Raw genomic sequence first — 20,736 nt, 5'->3', positions numbered from 1 at the left:
GTTTTTTTTCGCCAGAATTGGCTGCGATGGAGATAATGAATCTGTAAGGATCGCGTAAATCCGGCTGCGTCAACGTCAGCTACAGGACAAAATAGCGCCAGTTCTGCTGAGAGATGACCATGAAAATTTTGCTTGTTGATGACGATGTTGAATTAGGCACGATGTTAAGCCAGTACCTGATTGCAGAAGGGTTCGACGCCCAGCTGGTTTTAACCGGCAACGCCGGAATAGAAGGGGCGCTGTCGGGCGCCTTCACCGCCCTGATTCTGGATATCATGCTGCCTGATATGAGCGGCATTGACGTGTTACGTCAGGTGCGCCAGAAAAGCCGCATACCGGTGATTATGCTGACCGCAAAAGGCGACAATATCGATCGGGTGATTGGTCTGGAGATGGGGGCGGATGATTATATGCCCAAGCCCTGTTATCCGCGCGAACTGGTCGCGCGTCTGCGTGCCGTGTTACGCCGTTTCGAAGAGCAGCCGCCGCAGCCAGAGTCGAAAGACCCGCTGCGCTGGGGCGAGCTTTCGCTTAATCCGGCTACCCGCATGAGTGAATGGCAGGGCAGACCGTTTGACCTGACGGCCTCAGAATTTAACCTGCTCGATCTGCTGATGCGGGCGCCGGACAGAGTGGTTTCAAAAGATGAGCTTTCAGAGAAGGGGCTGGGTCGCCCGCGTGAAGCCTATGACCGCAGTGTTGATGTGCATATCAGCAATATCCGTCAGAAGCTCAGTGCACTGACGGCAGACAGCGTTAACATCGAAACCGTCCGCAGCATCGGCTACCGCTTACGATGAGAAAAACTTACAGGGGACGCATGTTCTGGAAGATCTTTATCGGCTTCTGGATCGTGTTTGTCATTATGAGCCAGCTGATCTGGCTCGGTTTTACGCTTTCAGGTAAACGGCATGAGCCGCCGGAAATCGTCGCGATTCGGCGCATCGTCGATCTGCAGATGACCTCTGCCGCGTCGGTGCTGGAACGAAACGGGCCTGAGGCGTTGACAGCGATGCTGTCAGACTGGAATGAAGGCGACCGGCAGTTTTTCCACGTCACCCAGCAGTCGCCACCTTTGCCCACTGAGACGCGCATTAATCAGGCAATGCACGGGCGTTTCCCTGAAGAGGTGGTGCGCTGGGTGAAAGGCGCTGATGGCAAATTCTACCAGCTGCGCTACGACCTGGACGGCATCCGTAAAGACAGTACCATGACCAGGATGCAGCGCCGGTTTCTGAATATCCCTGAGCCAATGTTTATCTTTGCTGGTTCAGTGGGGCTGCTCTTCAGCCTGCTGCTGGCCTGGAATCTTACGCGTCCCCTGCGTCAGCTGCGTGAAGGCTTTTCCCGTGTCGCCGACGGAGATTTGCGTGTTCGACTGTTTCCGGTTATGCGCAGGCGACGCGACGAGCTCTCTACCGTTGCCGAAGCCTTTGATGCCATGGTGGAGCGGCTGGACACTCTGGTGCGCGCCCGTGAAGAGCTGCTGCACGATATCTCGCATGAGCTGCGTTCTCCTCTGGCGCGACTGCAGCTGGCCACCGGACTGGCGCGTCAGATGCCCGAAAATGTCAGCAGTTCCCTCGACCGCATTGATGAAGAGGCGCGCAGGCTGGATAAAATGATCGGTGAGCTGCTGACGCTGTCACGGGCCGAACATGAAAGCATCCCGGATGAGCAATATTTCGATCTGACTGGTCTGCTGCAGGCGGTGATCGCCGATGTTCGCTATGAAGCGCAGGTTCCGGGCGTGCAGGTAACGCTTCAGGTTGACGAGTGGGCAGATTATACCGTTCGTGGAAATGCAGAGCTGATACGACGCGCAGCAGAGAATGTGCTGCGCAACGCGCTGCGCTTTTCTCCGCCGGGGGGACAAATTGAGGTGCATCTGCGTCCGGATCAGCAGTGGCTGGCGATTCAGGTGCGCGATCAGGGTCCGGGCGTCGATGAGGAGAAACTCTCCAGCATCTTTGACCCATTTGTCCGGGTTAATTCACCGCTGATGGGAAAGGGATATGGACTGGGGCTGGCTATCGTGCGCAAAGTGATTCTGGCACATCATGGTGAAGTTGAGGCCGGAAATCATCCTGAAGGGGGACTGGAGCTCACACTGCGTCTGCCACACTGGCGGCCCTGAGAGGGCACAGCAGAAACAATAACGGCACCCGAAGGTGCCGTTATGCTACAGATAAACGCTTACTTTCTGATGCGAATCACCGGGGTTTCACCCACGGTCACCTGGCCAGACAGCTTGATCAGTTCCTTAATCTCATCCATGTTGGAGATCACAACCGGCGTCAGGGTTGATTTTGCTTTCTCTTCCAGCAGTGGCAGATCGAACTCGATAACCACATCGCCTTTCCTGACCTTCTGGCCTTCTTCAGCGATACGCTTGAAGCCTTCGCCTTTCAGTTCAACGGTATCGATACCGAAGTGTACGAACAGCTCAATGCCGTTGTCAGATTCAATCGAAAAAGCATGATTGGTTTCAAAAATCTTGCCGATAGTTCCATCAACAGGCGCAACCATTTTGTTGCCGCTGGGCTTGATGGCAATACCGTCGCCCACGATTTTTTCTGCAAACACCACATCTGGTACGTCTTCAATATTCACGATTTCGCCTGACAGAGGCGCTACGATATCAATCGTCCCAGCGCTATCCGTTTTTTCGCCAAAAAGTTTAGAAAACAAACCCATGATCTTCTCCTAAGCAGTAATTTGGGGCCAGCATCAGGCAGATTAGCAGAGCGTTTTTTCCTTAATGAACTTGTTAACCAGATTCATTAAATCTTCCGCTGTCGGTTGAGCCAGTGCCTGCTCTGCCAATGCTTTCGCATCTTCAAAGTTAGTATTACGAATAATTTTCTTGATGCCAGGGATAGAAATGGCACTCATGCTGAACTCGTCCAGCCCCATTCCCAGTAACAGTAGTGTAGCACGTTCATCACCTGCCAGCTCACCACACATGCCGGTCCATTTACCTTCAGCGTGAGATGCATCAATGACTTGCTTAATTAAGTTAAGCACAGACGGCGTCATCGGGTTGTACAGGTGTGAGATCAAATCATTACCACGATCGACCGCCAGAGTATACTGCGTCAGATCGTTTGTGCCGATACTGAAGAAGTCGACTTCCTTCGCCAGATGATGTGCGATGACGGCCGATGCGGGGGTTTCCACCATGATACCGACTTCAATACTTTCATCAAAAGCTTTGCCTTCTTCACGCAACTGCGCTTTCAGCAATTCCAGCTCGGCTTTCAGGCTGCGGACTTCTTCTACTGAGATGATCATCGGGAACATGATGCGCAGTTTACCAAAAGAGGAGGCGCGCAGGATGGCGCGCAACTGCGCATGCAGAATCTCTTTGCGGTCCATAGCGATACGGATTGCGCGCCAGCCGAGGAACGGGTTCTCTTCTTTCGGCAGGTTCATGTAAGGCAGATCTTTGTCCCCGCCGATATCCATGGTACGCACGATGACGGCCTGTGAACCCATTGCTTCGGCGACGGCTTTATACGCCTGGAACTGCTCTTCTTCGCTTGGCAGTGAGTCGCGGTCCATAAAGAGAAATTCGGTGCGGTAGAGACCCACGCCTTCTGCGCCATTACGTTCAGCACCGGCGATATCACGCACGGTACCGATGTTGGCGCAGACTTCAACCTGATGACCATCCAGCGTGACGGCTGGCAGATCTTTCAGCTTGGCTAGCTCATGTTTTTCCGACAGATACTGGTTCTGTACGGCTTTCAGCTCTTCCTGAATCGCTTCTGAAGGATTGACGTGAATCGTGTTGTTGACGCCATCCAGAATCAGGAAGTCGCCGTTTTTGATTGTGGTGGTGACGTTGCCGGTGCCGACAATGGCCGGGATCTCCAGCGAGCGCGCCATGATAGAGGTGTGTGAAGTACGGCCACCCAGGTCCGTAATAAAGCCCAGCACCTTTTTCAGGTTAAGCTGTGCAGTTTCTGACGGCGTTAAGTCTTTGGCCACCAGAATGGATTCTTCCTGAATCGCGCTCAGGTCAACGATATGCAGACCGAGAATGTTTTGCAGCAGACGCTTACCGATGTCGCGAACATCTGCCGCACGCTCTTTGAGGTATTCGTCATCTAACTCTTCCAGGGCTTTCGCCTGGCCATCAATGACCGAGTAGGCAGCGGCATCGGCTGACGCGTGATCTTTTTTGATCAGGTCGATGATTTCCTGCTCCAGCTCTTCATCTTCCAGCAACATAATGTGGCCTTCGAAGATCGCTGCTTTCTCTTCACCCAGGGTTTCACCCGCTTTGACGCGAATCGCTTCCAGTTGTGTAGCCGCTTTGCTACGGCCATCAAGGAAGCGCTGAACTTCCTGCTCAACCTGGTCATCAGAAATTTTCTTGCGATTGATGACGATTTCGTCTTCTTTCAGCAGCAGTGCTTTGCCGAAAGCGATACCTGGTGATGCTAAAATGCCTGAAATCATAACGCTACCTTTTAATCACGATGGCTGATGGGACTCTTTGCGGTGCCATTGTCGCGGGACACGTACTCTACGAAAGCAATAACGCGGACAGGTTGTCCGCGATCAAGATGTTTGCACTCAATGGCGCAGAGGAGTCGATTTGCTGGAGAGCTGAGCGGAGATTACTCCAGTTCAGCCATCAGTTTGACCAGATGTTCAACGGCTTTCTGCTCATCTTCACCTTCTGCAGAAAGTGTCACGACGGTGCCCTGAGTCAGACCCAGAGTCTGCAGTTTGAACAGGCTTTTCGCACTGGCTGATTTACCGTTAGAGGTCACAGTAATTTCTGACTGGAAAGCTTTGGCTTCTTTAACAAATTGCGCCGCTGGGCGAGTGTGCAGGCCGTTTGGTGCAGTAATGGTAACTTCTTGCTGGAACATTCTATTTCCCCAACGTTATCAGAATGAGTTTTATGGATCTAAAGTCTAGCCTGGAGCCTCTACTTTAGCCTGTGTCGGTGCGCGGGTATAGCATCCTGCTGACCAAAGACGCATCTGCGTCAATACGACAATCCGTTGCGTCTCAAAACCGATTCTACACGTCACCGGTTAATTATGCCGTGATTCGCCGTTTCACTGAATCCGTAAATCGATTCAGCTTGATCCACTTCAAACGCGGATTAATTTCAGGCATCGAAATAATTGGCAGTCTAAATACCAGAGCGGCATCACTGAAATCAATCTGCCGGGTGATGAAAGTGAGATCTGCGCCACAAAAAAGCACCCTTGCGGGTGCTTTTTTATTCATTTTAAGACTTTCGCCGCGACTAGGGCTGCAGCTCTTTTTCGGTGAAAAGATCGGCAAACAACGCAGTGCTCAGGTAGCGTTCACCGGAAGAGGGGAGGATGACGACAATATTCTTATTGGCGAAGGTTTCATCTTCCTGCAGCTTCAGCGCAGCGGCTACGGCAGCACCGGATGAGATACCCGCCAGAATACCTTCCTCTTCCATTAACCGGCGCGCCGTGCTGATTGCCTCTTCGTTGGTAATCGCCACGACGCGATCCACCAGGTTCAGCTCCAGGTTACCCGGAATAAAGCCTGCGCCGATGCCCTGAATCTTGTGCGGGCCCGGTTTAATCTCCTCACCCGCCATCGCCTGGGCAATCACCGGAGAGTCGGTTGGCTCAACCGCAACAGTAATCAGATCTTTTTTGCCTTTGGTGTTTTTAATGTAACGACTGACGCCAGTCAGCGTACCGCCCGTGCCGACACCGGCGATAAAGACATCAACTTCGCCATCGGTGTCTTCCCAGATTTCAGGCCCCGTGGTTTTTTCATGAATTTCCGGATTAGCCGGATTACTGAACTGCTGTAGCAGGACATATCTGTCCGGATCGCTGGCCACAATCTCTTCCGCTTTGCCGATAGCGCCTTTCATGCCTTTAGCACCTTCGGTCAGCACCAGCGTCGCGCCCAGTGCTTTCAGCAGCTTGCGTCGCTCCACTGACATGGTTTCCGGCATGGTCAGCGTCAGTTTATAGCCGCGTGCGGCCGCGACATAGGCCAGGGCGATACCCGTGTTACCGCTGGTCGGCTCTACCAGTTCAACACCAGGTTTCAGAATACCGCGTTTTTCTGCGTCCCAAATCATATTGGCACCGATACGGCATTTAACGCTGAAGCTCGGGTTACGGGATTCAACTTTCGCAAGGATGCGGCCGTTACCGATGCGGTTCAGTCGAACCAATGGCGTATGACCAATTGTCAAAGAGTTGTCTTCATAGATCTTACTCATAGCCTGCCCTTAACTGTATGAATTATTGGGAACCCTATGAGCATACCTGTTCTGCCTGGGGGCGGAAGGAAAGAAATCGTATATCTATATGTCACCCGGCAATAAGCCTCTCTGAAAAGAGCATAAGGCGTACTGCGGATTTCAGCGCACATCACGGCGAGCCAGCTGCGACCGATAACGATCCACCCACATGGCTGTCGCACCACAGACCGCTACCGGCATGATGACCAGATTCAGCACCGGGATCATCGTGAACAGACTGGTCAGTGCGCCAAACTGCATGTTGGCGGTTTTGTGCTGACGCAGGGCGTTACGCATCTGCCGGAAGGGAACTTTATGGTTGTCGAACGGATAGTCGCAATACTGGATAGAGAGCATCCAGGCGCTGAACAGGAACCAGAGCACAGGCGCAATAGTCTGACCAAAGCCGGGAATAAAGTAGAGCAGCAGCAGGCCCAGCGCACGGGGCAGGTAGTAACCCAGCTTCTGAAGTTCCCGCTTCATAATGCGCGGAACATCTTTCACCATTGCCGCCCAGCCATTGTCAGGCAGTGGCTTGCCGGTCAGACGTCCTTCAAGTTGCTCTGCCAGCAGGCCACAGAAGGGAGCGGCGATCAGATTGGCCAGTGTCGAGAAGAAGTAGCTGAACACCAGCACAATGGCAATGACGGACAGCGGCCACAACAGATAACTCAGCCATTGCAGCCAGTCGGGAATATGCGCCATCAGGCGTGGGATCCAGTCGCCCAGCCGATAAAACAGCCAGACGAAGGCCCCGCCCAGCATAATGATGTTGATCAGCAGTGGCATCACGACAAAGCGCCGGAGGCCAGGCAGACGCACCAGTTTCCAGCCCTGGTTAAAATAGTGCATGCCATTAAAATCTGAGACGGAATTCTCACGGGCCATAAAGCCATTTCTCCTGAAGGTGTGAAGGCGCGCTCACTATAACCTGGCTTTTTCTCCAGACCAGATGCCGTTTGGGCAAAAAAACAGCGAAAAAGCGTGGGTTGCCTATCTTATTTGTCAGAAAATAGTGCACAGACTTGCACTTGTGTAGCAGGGCAAATACAGTTAGAGGATAAAGTTTGCCGCGGTGGCAAGGTATTGGAACAACAGAGAATACAATGATGCAGGATTTGCGTCTGATATTAATCGTTGTTGGCGCGATCGCCATTATAGCGCTCCTTCTTCACGGACTGTGGACCAGCCGTAAAGAGCGTTCGTCAGTATTTCGCGATCGCCCGCACAAACGTCTGAAACAACGTGATGACCATGATGAGCAGGACCTGAAAGACGACGAAGATGACGGCGTCGGCGAGGTTCGTGTGCGTTCTGAACGCAGCGTACATCAGGAACCCCGTTTCGATGAGATTCGTGAGCCTCAGCCAGAAGCGCCGCGTAAGCAGGCGCCTGCTGAGCCTGCGCGTCAGCCTGCGCCACGTCCCGCACCGCAGCCCGAACCTGAGAGCGACCCGCTTTTCAGTTCAGCACCGCAGTCTGCGCCGCAGCCGCGTCCTGAACCGGTTCGTCAGCAGCCTGCCCCCGCTTTTGTCGCGCCACCCGTGCAGGCGGAGCCGCTGCTGGATCTCGACCCGCTGGAACCGGTACAACCTGCCCCGCAGTTCCAGGCAGAACCTGAGCCGCAGCCTGCACAGCCTGAAGCAGCTCCAGCCCCGGCTCCCGCGCCGAAAGCTGCAGCGGAAAAACCCAAAGAAGCGGTGCTGGTACTGCATGTCGCCGCCCACTCAGGCGGTGAACTGAATGGGGAAGCATTGCTGCAGGGTATTCTGCAGGCAGGCTTCCAGTTTGGCGAAATGAACATTTTCCATCGCCATCTTAGTCCGGCAGGCAGCGGGCCCGTGCTGTTCAGTCTGGCCAATATGGTGAAGCCGGGCTCGTTTAATCCTGATCTGATGACCGATTTCAGCACGCCGGGCATCTCTATCTTTATGATGGTGCCCTCGTATGGCGATGCGAATCAGAACTTCAAACTGATGCTGCAGTCGGCACAGCGTATTGCTGATGATGTCGGTGGCGTCGTGCTGGATGATGAGCGTCGCATGATGACGCCGCAGAAGCTGGAAACCTACAAAGCGCGAATTCGCGATGTGACTGGCGCCTGATCATTGCGCTAATCACTGTCTGAACTGTTAAAACAAACCCCCGCCTGTCGGGGGTTTTTTATCTGATGGGGCTTTATGAAATCCGTCCAGGATCACATCACCGAACTGCGCACCACGTTGCGCCATCACGAATATCTCTATCACGTCATTGATGCGCCGGAAGTGCCGGATGCTGAATATGATCGGCTGATGCTTGAACTCCGCCAGCTGGAAGAGGCGCATCCGGAGTTGATTACCCCGGACTCGCCAACTCAGCGCGTAGGGGCAGCCCCGCTGACGGTATTTGAGCAGGTGCGTCATGAGGTGCCGATGCTGTCGCTGGACAATGCCTTTGATGAAGCCACGTTTATGGCTTTCAACAAGCGGGTACAGGATCGGCTCAAGAGCAGCGATGACCTGACCTACTGCTGTGAACTCAAGCTTGATGGCGCAGCGGTCAGTCTGATGTATGAAAATGGCCTGCTGGTTCGTGCCGCAACGCGCGGCGACGGCACCACCGGTGAGAACATCACCGCCAATGTCCGCACCATCCGTGCGATTCCGCTGCGGCTGAAAGGTGACAATATTCCTGCCCGGCTGGAAGTACGCGGTGAGGTCTTTATGACGCAGCGCGGCTTCGAAAAACTGAACGAAGAAGCGCGCCGTACCGACGGCAAGATTTTTGCGAATCCGCGTAATGCCGCAGCGGGATCGCTGCGTCAGCTGGATCCGCGCATCACGGCCAGACGTCCGCTGACCTTTTTCTGCTACGGTTTTGGACTGCTTGAAGGTGGTGAAATGCCGCACAGCCACATGGGACGTCTGCAACAGTTCAAAGCCTGGGGCCTGCCGGTCAGCGATCGTATCAAGCTGGTACATAACGCGGAAGAAGCCCTGGCGTTCTACCGCGATATTGAGCAACAGCGGCCAACGCTCGGATTCGACATCGACGGTGTGGTGATCAAGGTCGATTCCCAGGCGCTGCAGGAGCAGCTGGGCTTTGTGGCGCGAGCGCCGCGCTGGGCGATTGCGTTTAAATTCCCGGCACAGGAGCAGCTGACCTGGGTGCGGGATGTTGAGTTCCAGGTCGGGCGCACAGGGGCGATTACGCCGGTTGCGCGTCTTGAGCCGGTGCAGGTGGCGGGCGTGATTGTCAGTAACGCGACGTTACATAACGCAGATGAGATAGAACGTCTGGACTTGCGAATCGGCGACCGGGTAGTGGTTCGCCGTGCAGGGGATGTGATCCCGCAGATAGTCAATGTCGTCACCGCCGAGCGCCCCGAAGAGACACGGGAAGTAATCTTTCCCACTCATTGTCCGGTCTGCGGATCCGAAGTGGAGCGGGTCGAAGGTGAATCGGTTGCGCGCTGCACCGGGGGACTGATCTGCGGTGCTCAGCGTAAAGAGGCGCTGAAGCATTTTGTCTCACGGCGGGCGCTGGACGTGGATGGCATGGGCGATAAGATTATCGACCAGCTGGTTGAGAAAGAGTATGTCAGCACGCCAGCTGACCTGTTCCGGTTGACGGCGGGCAAGCTGACCGGGCTGGATCGCATGGGGCCAAAATCGGCGCAGAATGTGGTCGATGCACTGGAAAAAGCGAAATCAACCACCTTAGCACGCTTTCTTTATGCACTGGGGATCCGCGAAGTCGGCGAAGCGACCGCAGCGAATCTGGCTAACCATTTTGGCGAGTTGCAGAAGGTTATGGATGCCGACCTTGACGCACTGATCGCGGTGCAGGATGTCGGCAAAGTTGTCGCGACTCACGTGCGCAATTTTATGGAAGAGGAGAGTAACCGCGAGGTTATCCGACAGCTGACGGAAGAGATCGGCGTGCACTGGCCGCAGGTGGTGGTGGTGAAGGCCGACGAGATCGACAGTCCGTTCGCTGGTAAAACCATTGTGCTGACCGGCTCACTGTCGCAGATGAACCGCGACGATGCCAAAGCGCAGCTGATCGCGCTGGGGGCTAAAGTCAGTGGCAGCGTTTCAAAGAAAACCGATCTGCTGATCGCTGGTGAAGCGGCCGGATCAAAGCTGGCGAAAGCGCAGGAGCTGGGCATCGAGGTGATCGATGAAGCCGAAATGATCCGTCTGCTGGGTGCCTGAGATGGATGAGCACCAGCTGGTGGCGATAGCCAACACGGCAATGCCGTTTGGCAAATACAAGGGGCGGATGCTGATCGAACTGCCGGAGCCTTATCTGCTCTGGTTCGCCCGCAGTGGCGACTTTCCATCCGGTCAGCTGGGTGATCTGATGCAGCTTACCCTGCTCATCAAAACAGAGGGCCTGGAAGGGTTAGTCAGACCGTTCCAGACCCGCAGCTAATTGTGCCCGCGCAGGCGGGCCCGATTACTTCTGTGACTCCATCACGGAACCTTTCACCTGCAGCGCCTGCTGCTTTTCGTTGGTCTTTTTGTAACGTCCGGCGATAAACGAACAGACCATCAGTTGCACCTGATGGAAGATCATCAGTGGCAAGACAATTATCCCTACCGTACTGGCCGGGAACAGGATGTTTGCCATCGGCACGCCATTCGCCAGGCTCTTCTTCGAACCACAAAACAGCACCACGATCTCGTCGGCGCGTTTAAAGCGGAACAGGCGCGACGCCAGCAGATTGATAATCAGGACTGCGGTGAGCAGCAGGAGCGAACCTGCGATGATCCACATCAGTGTCGTCAGTCCAACGCGATGCCAGATGCCATTGACCACCGCTTCACTGAAGGCGGAGTAAACCACCAGCAGAATTGAGGTCTGGTCGGTTTTACCAATCAGGCTGCGATGTTTCTCAACCCAGCCACCAATCCAGCGACGCGAGAGGTGGCCCAGTATGAACGGCACCATCAGTTGCAGCATAATCTTTCCGATCTGTTCCAGACCATCGCTGGGTGCGCTGCTGTGAATATCCATCACCAGATTGACCAGTAATGGTGAGATAAAGACACCCAGCAGGCTGGATGCTGAGGCGCTGCAGACGGCGGCCGCAACGTTACCCCCGGCCATGGAGGTGAATGCAATGGCAGACTGAACCGTGGCAGGCAGGATGCAGAGATAGATAAAGCCGGTGTAAATTTCCGGGCCAACATCGACCGGATGCCACCAGACCAGCAGCAGGCCCAGGGCCGGAAAGAGCACGAACGTACTGAACATGATCCAGAGGTGCAGCTGCCAGTGGCTGCTGCCCGCGATGATCTTTTCACGTGACAGCTTGGCGCCGTGCATAAAGAACAGCAGAGCTATGGCAGCCGTTGCCAGATAGCTGAAGATATCAACATAGATCCCTTTTGCGGGCAAAAAAGTGGCCAGCAGCACGGTGATGATGAGTTTCACCATCATCGGGTCGAGCTTTAAAAAACGCATTGTTAAAATCCGGTAAATTTTTCAATACCGCGATTGTGCGCGAAATGTTTTTAGAAATAAAATTGATTTATTAAATTAATCTATGAGTGAAATCGATGAATTATACCCTCCGGCAGCTTCGTACTTTCATCGCCGTCGCCCATTACGGGGGATTCAGTCAGGCGGGGCAGGCGATCGGCCTGAGTCAGTCGGCGGTCAGCCATAGCATTAAAGAGCTGGAGGCGGAAATTGGCGTTCGCTTGCTGGATCGCACTACCCGTGAAGTGATGCTGACTGAAGCCGGTAAGCAGCTGGCATCGCGCATGGAGCGGCTGATGGAAGAAATTCACACTACGCTGCTGGATATCCGCAGTTTTGGCGAGCAGCGCAGCGGCACGGTCAGAGTCGCGGCAAGCCAGACTATTTCGGCCCATCTGATGCCCCAGTGTCTGGCTGCCAGCCAGCATCACTTTCCCGACATCAAGGTTATCCTGCACGATCGTGCCCAGCACTGGGTGCTGCAGAGTGTGCGTAATGCGGAGGTGGATTTCGGGATCGTAATCGGTCCGCTTAGCGACACCGATTTCGACAGCATTGCGATTCTGGATGAGCCTTTCCTGCTGTTATGCCGTGAAGACGACCCACTGGCACAGGTGGAAAGGGCGAGGTGGTCGATGCTGGAAGGGCGCACGATGGTGCTACAGGATTACGCTTCCGGCAGCCGGGTACTGATTGATGCGGCGATGCGGAAGCAGAATGTCAACGCTGAAGTCGTTCAGGAGATAGGTCATCCCGCAACGCTGTTCCCCATGGTTGAAGTGGGGATTGGCATCAGTATTCTGCCCGCGCTGGCGTTGCCTCTGCCGGCCGACCGTGCATTAAAAGTGCGGCGGATTTATCCGGAAATTAACCGCAGTCTGACGCTGATAAAACGCAAGAACCGCTCGTTGACGCCTGCTGCTGAAGCCATCTGGCAGGAAGTGCGCCAGCAGGCAGCGCTGCTGGCGCAACAACGTGTAGCCAGGCCTGTGTTTTAGGATCAGATATAAACGTTCACCTGGTGGGTATCGGTTGGACGGTTAATACCGTCTGCCTTATTCTCACTGACGGCCATCGGATCACTTTTCGGCTGATCTTTCTCGGCCTGCGACTGTTCGAGCTGCGCAATCTGTGCCTGAATCATGGTGATTTGTGACTGATACATCTGCTGCATTTCTGCTTTCTGTTCGTCAGTCAGTTCTTTGTTGTCGGCCAGCTCTTTGACCTGCGTTAAGACGTTTTGAATCTGCTTATTCAGCGCAGAGATTTGTGAGGCGATACTGCCGCCACCGTTGTCACCGCCACTGACAGCACTGCTTAAAATTCCGGAAATTGAAGACATCATTTTCTCCCTGTAAGTCGTCATCTGGGTTATCGGCATGTAGCGGAACGACTTGAGCGGGCAGGGTGTTAAGATGACGTAAACGCGGCCGTGGCTTCAGAAACGAAAAAAGCGCCCTAAAGGCGCTTTCTTCTGAATGGGTGGGTCGTGCAGGATTGCCTTCGGCCCATCCGGGCCTCGCCCTGCGGGTGAGGCTGTCGCCTCAGCCTGAATCGCGGGCGATTCAGTCGGACCTGCTGCAGGTTCTCATCCTGCACGGTAAAATCTGTACTCTGGAAACGAAAAAAGCGCCTTAAAGGCGCTTTCTTCTGAATGGGTGGGTCGTGCAGGATTGCCTTCGGCCCATCCGGGCCTCGCCCTGCGGGTGAGGCTGTCGCCTCAGCCTGAATCGCGGGCGATTCAGTCGGACCTGCTGCAGGTTCTCATCCTGCACGGTAAAATCTGTACTCTGGAAACGAAAAAAGCGCCTTAAAGGCGCTTTCTTCTGAATGGGTGGGTCGTGCAGGATTGCCTTCGGCCCATCCGGGCCTCGCCCTGCGGGTGAGGCTGTCGCCTCAGCCTGAATCGCGGGCGATTCAGTCGGACCTGCTGCAGGTTCTCATCCTGCACGGTAAAATCTATACTCTGGAAACGAAAAAAGCGCCTTAAAGGCGCTTTCTTCTGAATTGGTGGGTCGTGCAGGATTCGAACCTGCGACCAATTGATTAAAAGTCAACTGCTCTACCAACTGAGCTAACGACCCGAAGTGGTGGGTGATGACGGGCTCGAACCGCCGACCCCCTCCTTGTAAGGGAGATGCTCTACCAACTGAGCTAATCACCCACTTCGTACTTCAGTACTGCATTAACAGGCAAGATATGGTGGGTGATGACGGGCTCGAACCGCCGACCCCCTCCTTGTAAGGGAGATGCTCTACCAACTGAGCTAATCACCCATATCTTCATACCTGTTCACTGCGGGCACCCTGTTAAGAGTGGTGGGTGATGACGGGCTCGAACCGCCGACCCCCTCCTTGTAAGGGAGATGCTCTACCAACTGAGCTAATCACCCCCGCTGTGTGGAGTCGCATTATAGGGATAGTTGATTTTGAGTCAACGCTTTTTAAAACATAAATGTGCGTTCGGTTTATTTTTAAACATCCTGTCGTGCTTTTAGCCAATATGCTGGTTTTACTGGCAGAAAAGCGTCTTTTCCCGGGGACCAACTGCCGGGCACGCATTGAGGATTCACCGTCAGATGCTAGAATGTGCCCACTGTTTTTCGCGTCTAACCTGTTTTTTGTCATCCAGACAAAGAACCCGCGCATCTAAGGCACAATTCAATGAAAATCAAAACACGCTTCGCGCCCAGCCCGACGGGCTATCTGCATGTTGGTGGCGCACGTACTGCACTTTACTCCTGGCTCTTTGCCCGTCATAACCAGGGCGAGTTTGTACTGCGTATTGAAGACACCGACCTGGAACGCTCCACGCCGGAAGCGATCGAAGCCATCATGGATGGCATGAACTGGCTGAGTCTCGACTGGAATGAAGGCCCTTACTACCAGACCAAGCGTTTTGATCGCTACAACGCGGTCATTGATGACATGCTGGAAGCCGGTACGGCCTATAAGTGTTACTGCTCCAGAGAGCGTCTGGACGCGCTGCGCGAAGCGCAGATGGCAAATAATGAAAAGCCGCGTTATGACGGCCGTTGCCGTGACAGCCATGAACACCATGCCGATGATGAGCCGTGCGTCGTGCGCTTCCGCAATCCTCAGGACGGTTCGGTAATCTTCGACGACCAGATCCGTGGGCCGATTGAGTTCAGCAACCAGGAACTGGATGACCTGATTATTCGCCGTACCGATGGTTCGCCAACCTACAACTTCTGTGTAGTAGTAGATGACTGGGATATGGGGATCACCCACGTTATTCGCGGTGAAGACCATATCAACAATACGCCACGTCAGATCAATATCCTGAAGGCGATTGGTGCGCAGGTTCCGGTCTATGCCCACGTTTCAATGATTCTGGGCGATGACGGTAAAAAACTCTCCAAACGTCATGGCGCGGTCGGGGTAATGCAGTATCGCGATGATGGCTATCTGCCAGAAGCGCTGCTCAACTACCTGGTGCGTCTTGGCTGGTCACATGGCGATCAGGAAATCTTCAGCGTCGCCGAAATGGCAGAGCTGTTTACTCTGGATGCCGTCAGCAAGTCTGCCAGTGCGTTCAACACCGAAAAACTGCAGTGGCTGAACCACCATTACATTAATGCGCTGCCGCCGGAATATGTAGCAACCCATCTGCAATGGCATATTGAACAGCAAAATATTGATACCCGTACCGGCCCCGAGCTGGCGAAGCTGGTAACGCTGCTGGGCGAACGCTGCAAAACGCTGAAAGAGATTGCGGGGTCCTGCCGCTACTTCTATGAAGACTTTGCTGAGTTTGACGCCGATGCGGCGAAGAAACATCTTCGTCCGGTGGCGCGTCAGCCGCTGGAAGTGGTACGTGATAAGCTGGCTGCCATCACGGAATGGACAGCAGAAAACGTACATCAGGCTATTCAGAGCACTGCAGATGAGCTGGAGGTCGGGATGGGCAAAGTCGGCATGCCACTGCGTGTCGCCGTGACCGGTGCCGGTCAGTCACCTGCTCTGGATATCACTGTCGAGGCGATCGGCCGCAGCCGTAGCGTGGCCCGTATTGAGCAGGCACTGGCCTTTATCAGTGAGCGGGAAGCGCAGGCGTAATCCACACAGCCGGAAGCATTACGCTTCCGGTTTTTTTATGCTTCACCAATTCCCAGTCGCTGTAACACGCCTTTAATCCCTTCACGTAAGATTAATGCGGTGAGTTGATCCTGCTCATCCTGACTCATTTGCTGGACAGAACTTATCAATAACGCAGGTAACGAATTCGTGACGGCGCCATAAGTTGCGGCGGGTTCGTTGAGATTGCGGGTTGACTGAATAAAACTTTTCACGCGTTCATCGATATGGATCAGACGCGCCTTGCCGCCCTGTACGCCGGGCTTCGGCGTGGTTGTCCAGTTCTCCCGCTTGATCCATTTATTTACCGTTTGCCGACTGTAACCCGTTTCTGCAGCCAGCTCTTCGGGAGTAAGCCATTCCTTTTTCACGATGCTGTCCCTGTTCAATACATTAGCGGTACATATTACAGCAAAACGTAACGTGAGAAAGTAACTGAAGCTGAAATTGCCTTTTGTCACCGGACAAAAGGCAAAACAGGATTACTGCGGATTACTGACAGGTTCAGCGGCGGGACGGAAGGCCAGGAAATAGGCCAGACCGACGAAGACAGCACCACCCACGGCATTCCCCAGGAAAACCGCAACAAAGTTAGGCAGATATTCTGCCCAGCTCATCTGGCCGGCAAAAATAGCGGCAGGGATGATAAACATGTTAGCGACGACGTGCTGGAAGCCGATAGCGACGAACGCCATGACCGGGAACCACATCCCAAAAATCTTGCCGACCATATCTTTACTGGCAAAGGCCAGCCATACCGCCAGACACACCAGCCAGTTACAGCCGATACCGGAAATAAAGGCGTGCAGAAAATCGGCATGGACTTTGGCAGAAGCAATCGCCACGGTTTTCTTAAGATAGTCACCTTCGGTCATGCCCAGCATGTGTCCAAAGAACCAGGCCACGGCCACGCTGCCGACGAAGTTAGCCAGGGTGACCCAGAACCAGTTGCGCACCACGCTCGTAAAGCGGATACGACGGGCAAACCAGGCGACGGGTAAGGTCATCATGTTGCCGGTCAGCAGTTCACCGCCAGCCAGCACGGTCATGATGATCCCGACCGGGAACACCGCCGCGCCTAACAGGCCGCTAAAGGAGCCCCATTCGGCGGGCAGGGAGTTAATGACATGAAGATCCAGCAGGAAGCCGGTCGCAATAAATGCGCCTGCCATAAAGCCAAGAATCAAGAGGGTGCTGACAGGTGAACGGCTTTTAGCCACGCCTGACTGGATCGCCAGTTGGGCGATTTCTTTAGGTGTATGCAGCGACATAGTATCTCAGTAATTTTTTATGATTAAGGGGATGTAAACGCCTGGTGGACGCGGGATGCGCGGGAGAAGGTCCCGGCTGCCACTAAGTTAGCGGGCTAAGTTTTGCATGTGAAAAAGCCGAAGACAAGAAAATTCCTATAACATATTTAACCGGGAATTAACCTGAGGGCAGTCTGAATAACAGTTCAGACCCGCTATTTATTTAAGCGACACGATTTTCCCCTGCGGCATGCTACTGAAAACCAGCAGGTTGCCGCCTTTTTCAGCGATCAGACACAGAATGTGAATTTGCCGTTGACACCCAGGAGGCGGTTTCATATTATGCCGTCCGTCGCTTAACGCGATAGTTTTTCGGTTCGGGGCTATAGCTCAGCTGGGAGAGCGCCTGCATGGCATGCAGGAGGTCAGCGGTTCGATCCCGCTTAGCTCCACCAAACTTCTTCCCAAAAGTTTGGCACTGAAAAACGATTCCAGATGTGGGGGTATAGCTCAGCTGGGAGAGCGCTTGCATGGCATGCAAGAGGTCAGCGGTTCGATCCCGCTTATCTCCACCATTTTTCTGACACGTCGCTGTCAACCTTCTGCTTATCACTCATCATTTCGCTGCTTCGCGCGAATCTTAATCGTTGTCGTGGACTCTTTCTGCTGCAGGTTATTTGCCGTGCTGACTGTCGTCTCAGGCAGGGCACAGTGCTATCTGTGGCATAGTGTTAAAACGCGCGCGCAGCGTCAGCGAGAAAGGGCAGAAAGGGATTCAGGCGGGCAAAGAGAAACAGAAGAGAAGGGCGAGACCGGCTCGCCCTTTGACGCTCAGAATCGTGCTCAGAAAGCCAGAACCAGACCGGCGATAGCGGCAGAGAGCACGCTGACCAGGGTTGAGCCGTAGAGCAGCTTCAGACCAAAGCGGGAAACCACGTTGCCCTGTTCTTCGTTCAGGCCTTTAATCGCACCGGCCACAATCCCGATAGACGAGAAGTTCGCGAACGACACCAGGAACACGGACAGAATCCCTTCTGAGGTCGGCGACAACTGACCGGCAATTTTCTGCAGATCCATCATGGCAACAAACTCATTTGAAACCAGCTTGGTCGCCATAATACTGCCGACCTGCAACGCTTCGCCAGACGGCACGCCCATCATCCAGGCAAACGGATAGAAAACATAGCCGAGAACGCCCTGGAAGCTGATGCCGAAGATCAGGTCAAACAGCGCATTCAGACCGGAAATCAGCGCGATAAAGCCGATCAGCATCGCGGCTACGATAATGGCGACGCGGAAACCGGCCAGAATGTATTCACCCAGCATCTCAAAGAAGCTCTGACCTTTATGCAGATCCTGCAGCTGCAGATCGTCTTCGTTCTCGACGCGGTAGGGGTTAATCAGCGACAGCACGATAAAGGTACTGAACATGTTAAGTACCAGCGCGGCGACCACATACTTCGGCTGTAGCATGGTCATATAGGCCCCGACGATAGACATCGATACGGTCGACATCGCGGTCGCGGCCATGGTGTACATGCGACGCTGTGACATCTTGCCCAGGATATCTTTATAGGCGATGAAGTTTTCTGACTGTCCCAGTATCAGTGAACTTACGGCGTTAAAAGATTCCAGTTTTCCCATACCATTGACTTTCGACAGCACCGTACCGATAGCGCGGATGACCCACGGCAGGATACGGAAATGCTGCAAAATACCGATCAGGGCAGAGATAAAGACGATAGGGCAGAGTACATTCAGGAAGAAGAAGGCCAGGCCTTTGTCGCTCATGTTGCCGAAGACAAAGTTGGTTCCCTGCGCGGCATACTTCAGCAGATGGTCGAAGAAGCCGGCAAAACCTTTAACAAAGCCCAGTCCCGCTTCGGAGTTCAGGAAGAACCAGGCGAGTACAATCTCAATAACAAGAAGCTGTATAATGTAGCGAACGCGAATGCATTTACGATCGTGACTCACCAGCAGGGAGAGTATCCCGACCACCACCAGTGCGAGAAGAAACTGCAAAATATGGGACATGATTGCTCCAAATTTGAGGAGGATTGTATTTTGCTGCGTATTCTATGTAACGCGTTACTTAAAAACGAGATCTGAACCACAATATAAGTATTCGCTATCGCTATATTTTCCAGAAAAGTTCCAGAGATCACGTCCTGTTTACAGATTATTCACTTCAGATATCCACATAATCATTGTCTATATTTTACACGAGGCGTAGAGTGACACTATTGCTCACATTTTTAGCAATCACGTCCTTTACTGTAAGGTATAGCAATGGCTATACTTTATAGCAGCATCTATTACACCGATAACAATAAACTAATTTCACTTGCACAGGTTAACCCCTAAGCTTGTCGGGGCAGGCCAATCGTCGACAGGGTACCGGATATGTTTGAGAGTCGTACCGCCGAGCGTGCCGCTCGCGGAGTCAGAAAAGTCAAACTCGCCTTGCTGGGCCCCGCCTTTATTGCCGCTATCGGCTATATCGATCCGGGCAACTTTGCGACCAATATTCAGGCGGGCGCGGCCTATGGCTACAAGCTGCTCTGGGTCGTAGTATGGGCCAACATTATGGCCATGCTCATCCAGCTGATGTCCGCCAAGCTGGGTATCGCCACGGGCAAAAACCTTGCGGAACACATCCGCGATCGCTTTCCCCGTCCCGCCGTCTGGTTCTACTGGGTACAGGCGGAAATTATTGCGATGGCAACCGATCTGGCGGAGTTTATCGGGGCCGCCCTGGGCTTCAAGCTGCTACTGGGCATCTCATTGATGCAGGGTGCAGTGCTGACCGGGATCGCCACCTTTCTGATTCTGATGCTGCAAAGCCGCGGGCAGAAGCCGCTTGAGCTGGTAATTGGCGGATTGCTGCTGTTTGTAGCGGCAGCTTATATCGTCGAACTTGTCTTCTCGCAGCCCAACATCCGCGAACTGGTTACCGGCATGGCTGTGCCTGCATTGCCGACATCGGATGCCGTCCTGCTGGCGGCGGGCGTGCTGGGTGCCACCATCATGCCGCATGTCATCTATCTGCACTCCGCGCTGACACAGGGCAAGAGCGAGGACAGTAAAGGACAGCGTTACTCCTCGACCAAACTGGATGTGGCTATTGCGATGACTATCGCCGGCTTCGTCAATCTGGCGATGATGGCAACCGCCGCTGCGGCTTTTCACTTCAGTGGTCACAGTAAAATTGCTGAACTTGACCAGGCCTACCTGACGCTGCAGCCGCTGCTGGGCCAGGCGGCGGCAACGGTATTTGGCCTGAGCCTGGTGGCTGCGGGCTTATCCTCAACGGTGGTGGGCACCCTGGCGGGACAGGTAGTGATGCAGGGCTTTATCCGCTTCCATATCCCGCTCTGGGTACGGCGTACCGTGACCATGCTGCCCTCCTTTATTGTGATCTGGGCAGGCTGGGACCCGACAAGGGTGCTGGTTATGAGCCAGGTGCTGCTGAGTTTCGGTATTGCGCTGGCGTTGATACCTCTGCTTGCCTTTACCGGCAATCGCGAGCTGATGGGTGAGGAACTGGTTAACTCCCGCCTGATGCAGAATACCGGGCGACTGATTGTCGTGCTGGTGATTGCGCTGAATCTCTACCTGCTGGTGGGAGAAGCGCTCGGGCTGTAAGAGGCCT

19 protein-coding genes, 6 tRNA genes and 3 other RNA genes are annotated in these 20,736 nt (G+C 54.0%); 10 read left to right on the top strand and 18 right to left on the bottom strand.

Translation table 11 applies throughout. From position 1 onward, the window contains the following. Nucleotides 1–119: 119 nt before the first annotated feature. Complete coding sequence (locus tag ACLHDD_RS10215) at nt 120–800, top strand: response regulator transcription factor (RefSeq protein WP_427104027.1); 681 nt, start codon at nt 120–122, stop codon at nt 798–800. Beyond that, nucleotides 797–2,137 carry an ATP-binding protein gene (locus ACLHDD_RS10210; RefSeq protein ID WP_427104026.1) on the top strand — a complete coding sequence of 447 codons (1,341 nt, stop codon included), beginning with the start codon at nt 797–799 and terminating at the stop codon, nt 2,135–2,137. Before ACLHDD_RS10215 ends, ACLHDD_RS10210 begins: the two co-directional genes overlap by 4 nt. A gap of 59 nt (nt 2,138–2,196) precedes the next feature. Here ACLHDD_RS10210 and crr read toward each other — a convergent pair whose 3' ends face one another. The 6 genes from crr to cysZ all read right to left on the bottom strand — a co-directional run bounded on the left by crr (nt 2,197) and on the right by cysZ (nt 7,153). Next, nucleotides 2,197–2,697, bottom strand: coding sequence for a PTS glucose transporter subunit IIA (gene crr, locus ACLHDD_RS10205; protein ID WP_427104025.1), 501 nt, complete (start codon nt 2,695–2,697; stop codon nt 2,197–2,199). A 42-nt stretch (nt 2,698–2,739) separates the two neighbouring features. Beyond that, nucleotides 2,740–4,467, bottom strand: a complete 1,728-nt coding sequence (ptsI, locus tag ACLHDD_RS10200; protein WP_427104024.1) for a phosphoenolpyruvate-protein phosphotransferase PtsI — start codon at nt 4,465–4,467, stop codon at nt 2,740–2,742. A gap of 161 nt (nt 4,468–4,628) precedes the next feature. Beyond that, entirely contained in the window at nt 4,629–4,886 is a 258-nt protein-coding gene (ptsH, locus tag ACLHDD_RS10195) for a phosphocarrier protein Hpr (RefSeq protein ID WP_003848868.1), read from the bottom strand. A gap of 172 nt (nt 4,887–5,058) precedes the next feature. Further along, nucleotides 5,059–5,253 (bottom strand): hypothetical protein, encoded by a 195-nt coding sequence (locus ACLHDD_RS10190; RefSeq protein WP_427104023.1) that lies wholly within the window; start codon nt 5,251–5,253, stop codon nt 5,059–5,061. A gap of 19 nt (nt 5,254–5,272) precedes the next feature. Beyond that, nucleotides 5,273–6,244: a cysteine synthase A gene (gene cysK / locus ACLHDD_RS10185; RefSeq protein WP_427104022.1), complete on the bottom strand. Its 972-nt coding sequence runs from the start codon at nt 6,242–6,244 to the stop codon at nt 5,273–5,275. Between the two features lie 141 nt (nt 6,245–6,385). Continuing rightward, entirely contained in the window at nt 6,386–7,153 is a 768-nt protein-coding gene (cysZ, locus tag ACLHDD_RS10180; RefSeq protein WP_427104021.1) for a sulfate transporter CysZ, read from the bottom strand. Between the two features lie 218 nt (nt 7,154–7,371). Between cysZ and zipA the strand changes: the two genes are divergently transcribed. The 3 genes from zipA to ACLHDD_RS10165 all read left to right on the top strand — a co-directional run bounded on the left by zipA (nt 7,372) and on the right by ACLHDD_RS10165 (nt 10,684). Further along, complete coding sequence (gene zipA / locus ACLHDD_RS10175; protein ID WP_427104020.1) at nt 7,372–8,370, top strand: cell division protein ZipA; 999 nt, start codon at nt 7,372–7,374, stop codon at nt 8,368–8,370. 75 nt (nt 8,371–8,445) lie between these two features. Next, a complete protein-coding gene (gene ligA / locus ACLHDD_RS10170) occupies nt 8,446–10,464 on the top strand; it encodes an NAD-dependent DNA ligase LigA (RefSeq protein WP_427104019.1) in 2,019 nt (672 codons plus the stop codon). A gap of 1 nt (nt 10,465) precedes the next feature. Continuing rightward, nucleotides 10,466–10,684, top strand: a complete 219-nt coding sequence (locus ACLHDD_RS10165; protein WP_427104018.1) for a DUF3820 family protein — start codon at nt 10,466–10,468, stop codon at nt 10,682–10,684. Nucleotides 10,685–10,708: 24 nt separating this feature from the next. On the opposite strand, the gene ACLHDD_RS10160 is transcribed toward ACLHDD_RS10165, so the two are convergent. Then, complete coding sequence (locus ACLHDD_RS10160) at nt 10,709–11,719, bottom strand: bile acid:sodium symporter family protein (protein ID WP_427104017.1); 1,011 nt, start codon at nt 11,717–11,719, stop codon at nt 10,709–10,711. Between the two features lie 95 nt (nt 11,720–11,814). Here ACLHDD_RS10160 and ACLHDD_RS10155 point away from each other — a divergent pair, with 95 nt between their 5' ends. Continuing rightward, nucleotides 11,815–12,735 carry a LysR family transcriptional regulator gene (locus ACLHDD_RS10155; protein WP_427104016.1) on the top strand — a complete coding sequence of 307 codons (921 nt, stop codon included), beginning with the start codon at nt 11,815–11,817 and terminating at the stop codon, nt 12,733–12,735. A gap of 2 nt (nt 12,736–12,737) precedes the next feature. On the opposite strand, the gene ACLHDD_RS10150 is transcribed toward ACLHDD_RS10155, so the two are convergent. The 8 genes from ACLHDD_RS10150 to ACLHDD_RS10115 form a co-directional block, all read right to left on the bottom strand. After that, on the bottom strand, nt 12,738–13,079 hold the full coding sequence (locus ACLHDD_RS10150; RefSeq protein ID WP_427104015.1) for a FlxA-like family protein: 342 nt from the start codon (nt 13,077–13,079) through the stop codon (nt 12,738–12,740). A gap of 138 nt (nt 13,080–13,217) precedes the next feature. After that, nucleotides 13,218–13,350, bottom strand: a non-coding RNA gene (locus ACLHDD_RS10145) — RtT sRNA. 43 nt (nt 13,351–13,393) lie between these two features. Next, nucleotides 13,394–13,526: non-coding RNA, RtT sRNA (locus tag ACLHDD_RS10140), on the bottom strand. 43 nt (nt 13,527–13,569) lie between these two features. Further along, a non-coding RNA gene (locus tag ACLHDD_RS10135) (RtT sRNA) lies at nt 13,570–13,702 on the bottom strand. 43 nt (nt 13,703–13,745) lie between these two features. Then, nucleotides 13,746–13,821: transfer RNA gene (locus tag ACLHDD_RS10130), tRNA-Lys, on the bottom strand. A 4-nt stretch (nt 13,822–13,825) separates the two neighbouring features. Continuing rightward, nucleotides 13,826–13,901: transfer RNA gene (locus tag ACLHDD_RS10125), tRNA-Val, on the bottom strand. Nucleotides 13,902–13,937: 36 nt separating this feature from the next. Continuing rightward, a tRNA-Val gene (locus ACLHDD_RS10120) sits at nt 13,938–14,013 on the bottom strand. Nucleotides 14,014–14,053: 40 nt separating this feature from the next. Next, nucleotides 14,054–14,129, bottom strand: a tRNA-Val gene (locus ACLHDD_RS10115). A gap of 271 nt (nt 14,130–14,400) precedes the next feature. On the opposite strand from ACLHDD_RS10115, the gene gltX reads away from it, so the two are divergent. After that, a complete protein-coding gene (gene gltX, locus ACLHDD_RS10110; RefSeq protein ID WP_427104014.1) occupies nt 14,401–15,816 on the top strand; it encodes a glutamate--tRNA ligase in 1,416 nt (471 codons plus the stop codon). A gap of 35 nt (nt 15,817–15,851) precedes the next feature. On the opposite strand, the gene ACLHDD_RS10105 is transcribed toward gltX, so the two are convergent. Next, complete coding sequence (locus ACLHDD_RS10105) at nt 15,852–16,205, bottom strand: YfeC-like transcriptional regulator (RefSeq protein WP_427104013.1); 354 nt, start codon at nt 16,203–16,205, stop codon at nt 15,852–15,854. Between the two features lie 111 nt (nt 16,206–16,316). Next, complete coding sequence (locus ACLHDD_RS10100; protein WP_427104012.1) at nt 16,317–17,105, bottom strand: formate/nitrite transporter family protein; 789 nt, start codon at nt 17,103–17,105, stop codon at nt 16,317–16,319. A 358-nt stretch (nt 17,106–17,463) separates the two neighbouring features. Between ACLHDD_RS10100 and ACLHDD_RS10095 the strand changes: the two genes are divergently transcribed. Both ACLHDD_RS10095 and ACLHDD_RS10090 read left to right on the top strand, forming a co-directional pair. Then, a tRNA-Ala gene (locus ACLHDD_RS10095) sits at nt 17,464–17,539 on the top strand. Between the two features lie 44 nt (nt 17,540–17,583). After that, nucleotides 17,584–17,659: transfer RNA gene (locus tag ACLHDD_RS10090), tRNA-Ala, on the top strand. Nucleotides 17,660–17,927: 268 nt separating this feature from the next. Here ACLHDD_RS10090 and ACLHDD_RS10085 read toward each other — a convergent pair. Further along, on the bottom strand, nt 17,928–19,118 hold the full coding sequence (locus tag ACLHDD_RS10085) for a NupC/NupG family nucleoside CNT transporter (protein ID WP_427104011.1): 1,191 nt from the start codon (nt 19,116–19,118) through the stop codon (nt 17,928–17,930). Nucleotides 19,119–19,487: 369 nt separating this feature from the next. Between ACLHDD_RS10085 and ACLHDD_RS10080 the strand changes: the two genes are divergently transcribed. Next, nucleotides 19,488–20,729 carry an Nramp family divalent metal transporter gene (locus ACLHDD_RS10080; RefSeq protein WP_427104010.1) on the top strand — a complete coding sequence of 414 codons (1,242 nt, stop codon included), beginning with the start codon at nt 19,488–19,490 and terminating at the stop codon, nt 20,727–20,729. Nucleotides 20,730–20,736: the final 7 nt, after the last annotated feature.

The sequence above is a fragment of the Pantoea sp. NSTU24 genome, assembly GCF_050157905.1.
Classification (GTDB): domain Bacteria; phylum Pseudomonadota; class Gammaproteobacteria; order Enterobacterales; family Enterobacteriaceae; genus Pantoea.
Note: the sequence above shows the minus strand (reverse complement) of the source record. Positions and strands in the feature narration are given on the sequence as shown.

Excerpts from the sequence above, each read along its gene's own strand:
- ACLHDD_RS10215 (WP_427104027.1), top strand. The coding sequence starts at position 120 with ATGAAAATTTTGCTTGTTGATGACGATGTTGAATTAGGCACGATGTTA.
- ACLHDD_RS10210 (WP_427104026.1), top strand. The coding sequence starts at position 797 with ATGAGAAAAACTTACAGGGGACGCATGTTCTGGAAGATCTTTATCGGC.
- crr (WP_427104025.1), bottom strand. The coding sequence starts at position 2,697 with ATGGGTTTGTTTTCTAAACTTTTTGGCGAAAAAACGGATAGCGCTGGG.
- ptsI (WP_427104024.1), bottom strand. The coding sequence starts at position 4,467 with ATGATTTCAGGCATTTTAGCATCACCAGGTATCGCTTTCGGCAAAGCA.
- ptsH (WP_003848868.1), bottom strand. The coding sequence starts at position 4,886 with ATGTTCCAGCAAGAAGTTACCATTACTGCACCAAACGGCCTGCACACT.
- ACLHDD_RS10190 (WP_427104023.1), bottom strand. The coding sequence starts at position 5,253 with ATGAATAAAAAAGCACCCGCAAGGGTGCTTTTTTGTGGCGCAGATCTC.
- cysK (WP_427104022.1), bottom strand. The coding sequence starts at position 6,244 with ATGAGTAAGATCTATGAAGACAACTCTTTGACAATTGGTCATACGCCA.
- cysZ (WP_427104021.1), bottom strand. The coding sequence starts at position 7,153 with ATGGCCCGTGAGAATTCCGTCTCAGATTTTAATGGCATGCACTATTTT.
- zipA (WP_427104020.1), top strand. The coding sequence starts at position 7,372 with ATGATGCAGGATTTGCGTCTGATATTAATCGTTGTTGGCGCGATCGCC.
- ligA (WP_427104019.1), top strand. The coding sequence starts at position 8,446 with ATGAAATCCGTCCAGGATCACATCACCGAACTGCGCACCACGTTGCGC.
- ACLHDD_RS10165 (WP_427104018.1), top strand. The coding sequence starts at position 10,466 with ATGGATGAGCACCAGCTGGTGGCGATAGCCAACACGGCAATGCCGTTT.
- ACLHDD_RS10160 (WP_427104017.1), bottom strand. The coding sequence starts at position 11,719 with ATGCGTTTTTTAAAGCTCGACCCGATGATGGTGAAACTCATCATCACC.
- ACLHDD_RS10155 (WP_427104016.1), top strand. The coding sequence starts at position 11,815 with ATGAATTATACCCTCCGGCAGCTTCGTACTTTCATCGCCGTCGCCCAT.
- ACLHDD_RS10150 (WP_427104015.1), bottom strand. The coding sequence starts at position 13,079 with ATGTCTTCAATTTCCGGAATTTTAAGCAGTGCTGTCAGTGGCGGTGAC.
- gltX (WP_427104014.1), top strand. The coding sequence starts at position 14,401 with ATGAAAATCAAAACACGCTTCGCGCCCAGCCCGACGGGCTATCTGCAT.
- ACLHDD_RS10100 (WP_427104012.1), bottom strand. The coding sequence starts at position 17,105 with ATGTCGCTGCATACACCTAAAGAAATCGCCCAACTGGCGATCCAGTCA.
- ACLHDD_RS10085 (WP_427104011.1), bottom strand. The coding sequence starts at position 19,118 with ATGTCCCATATTTTGCAGTTTCTTCTCGCACTGGTGGTGGTCGGGATA.
- ACLHDD_RS10080 (WP_427104010.1), top strand. The coding sequence starts at position 19,488 with ATGTTTGAGAGTCGTACCGCCGAGCGTGCCGCTCGCGGAGTCAGAAAA.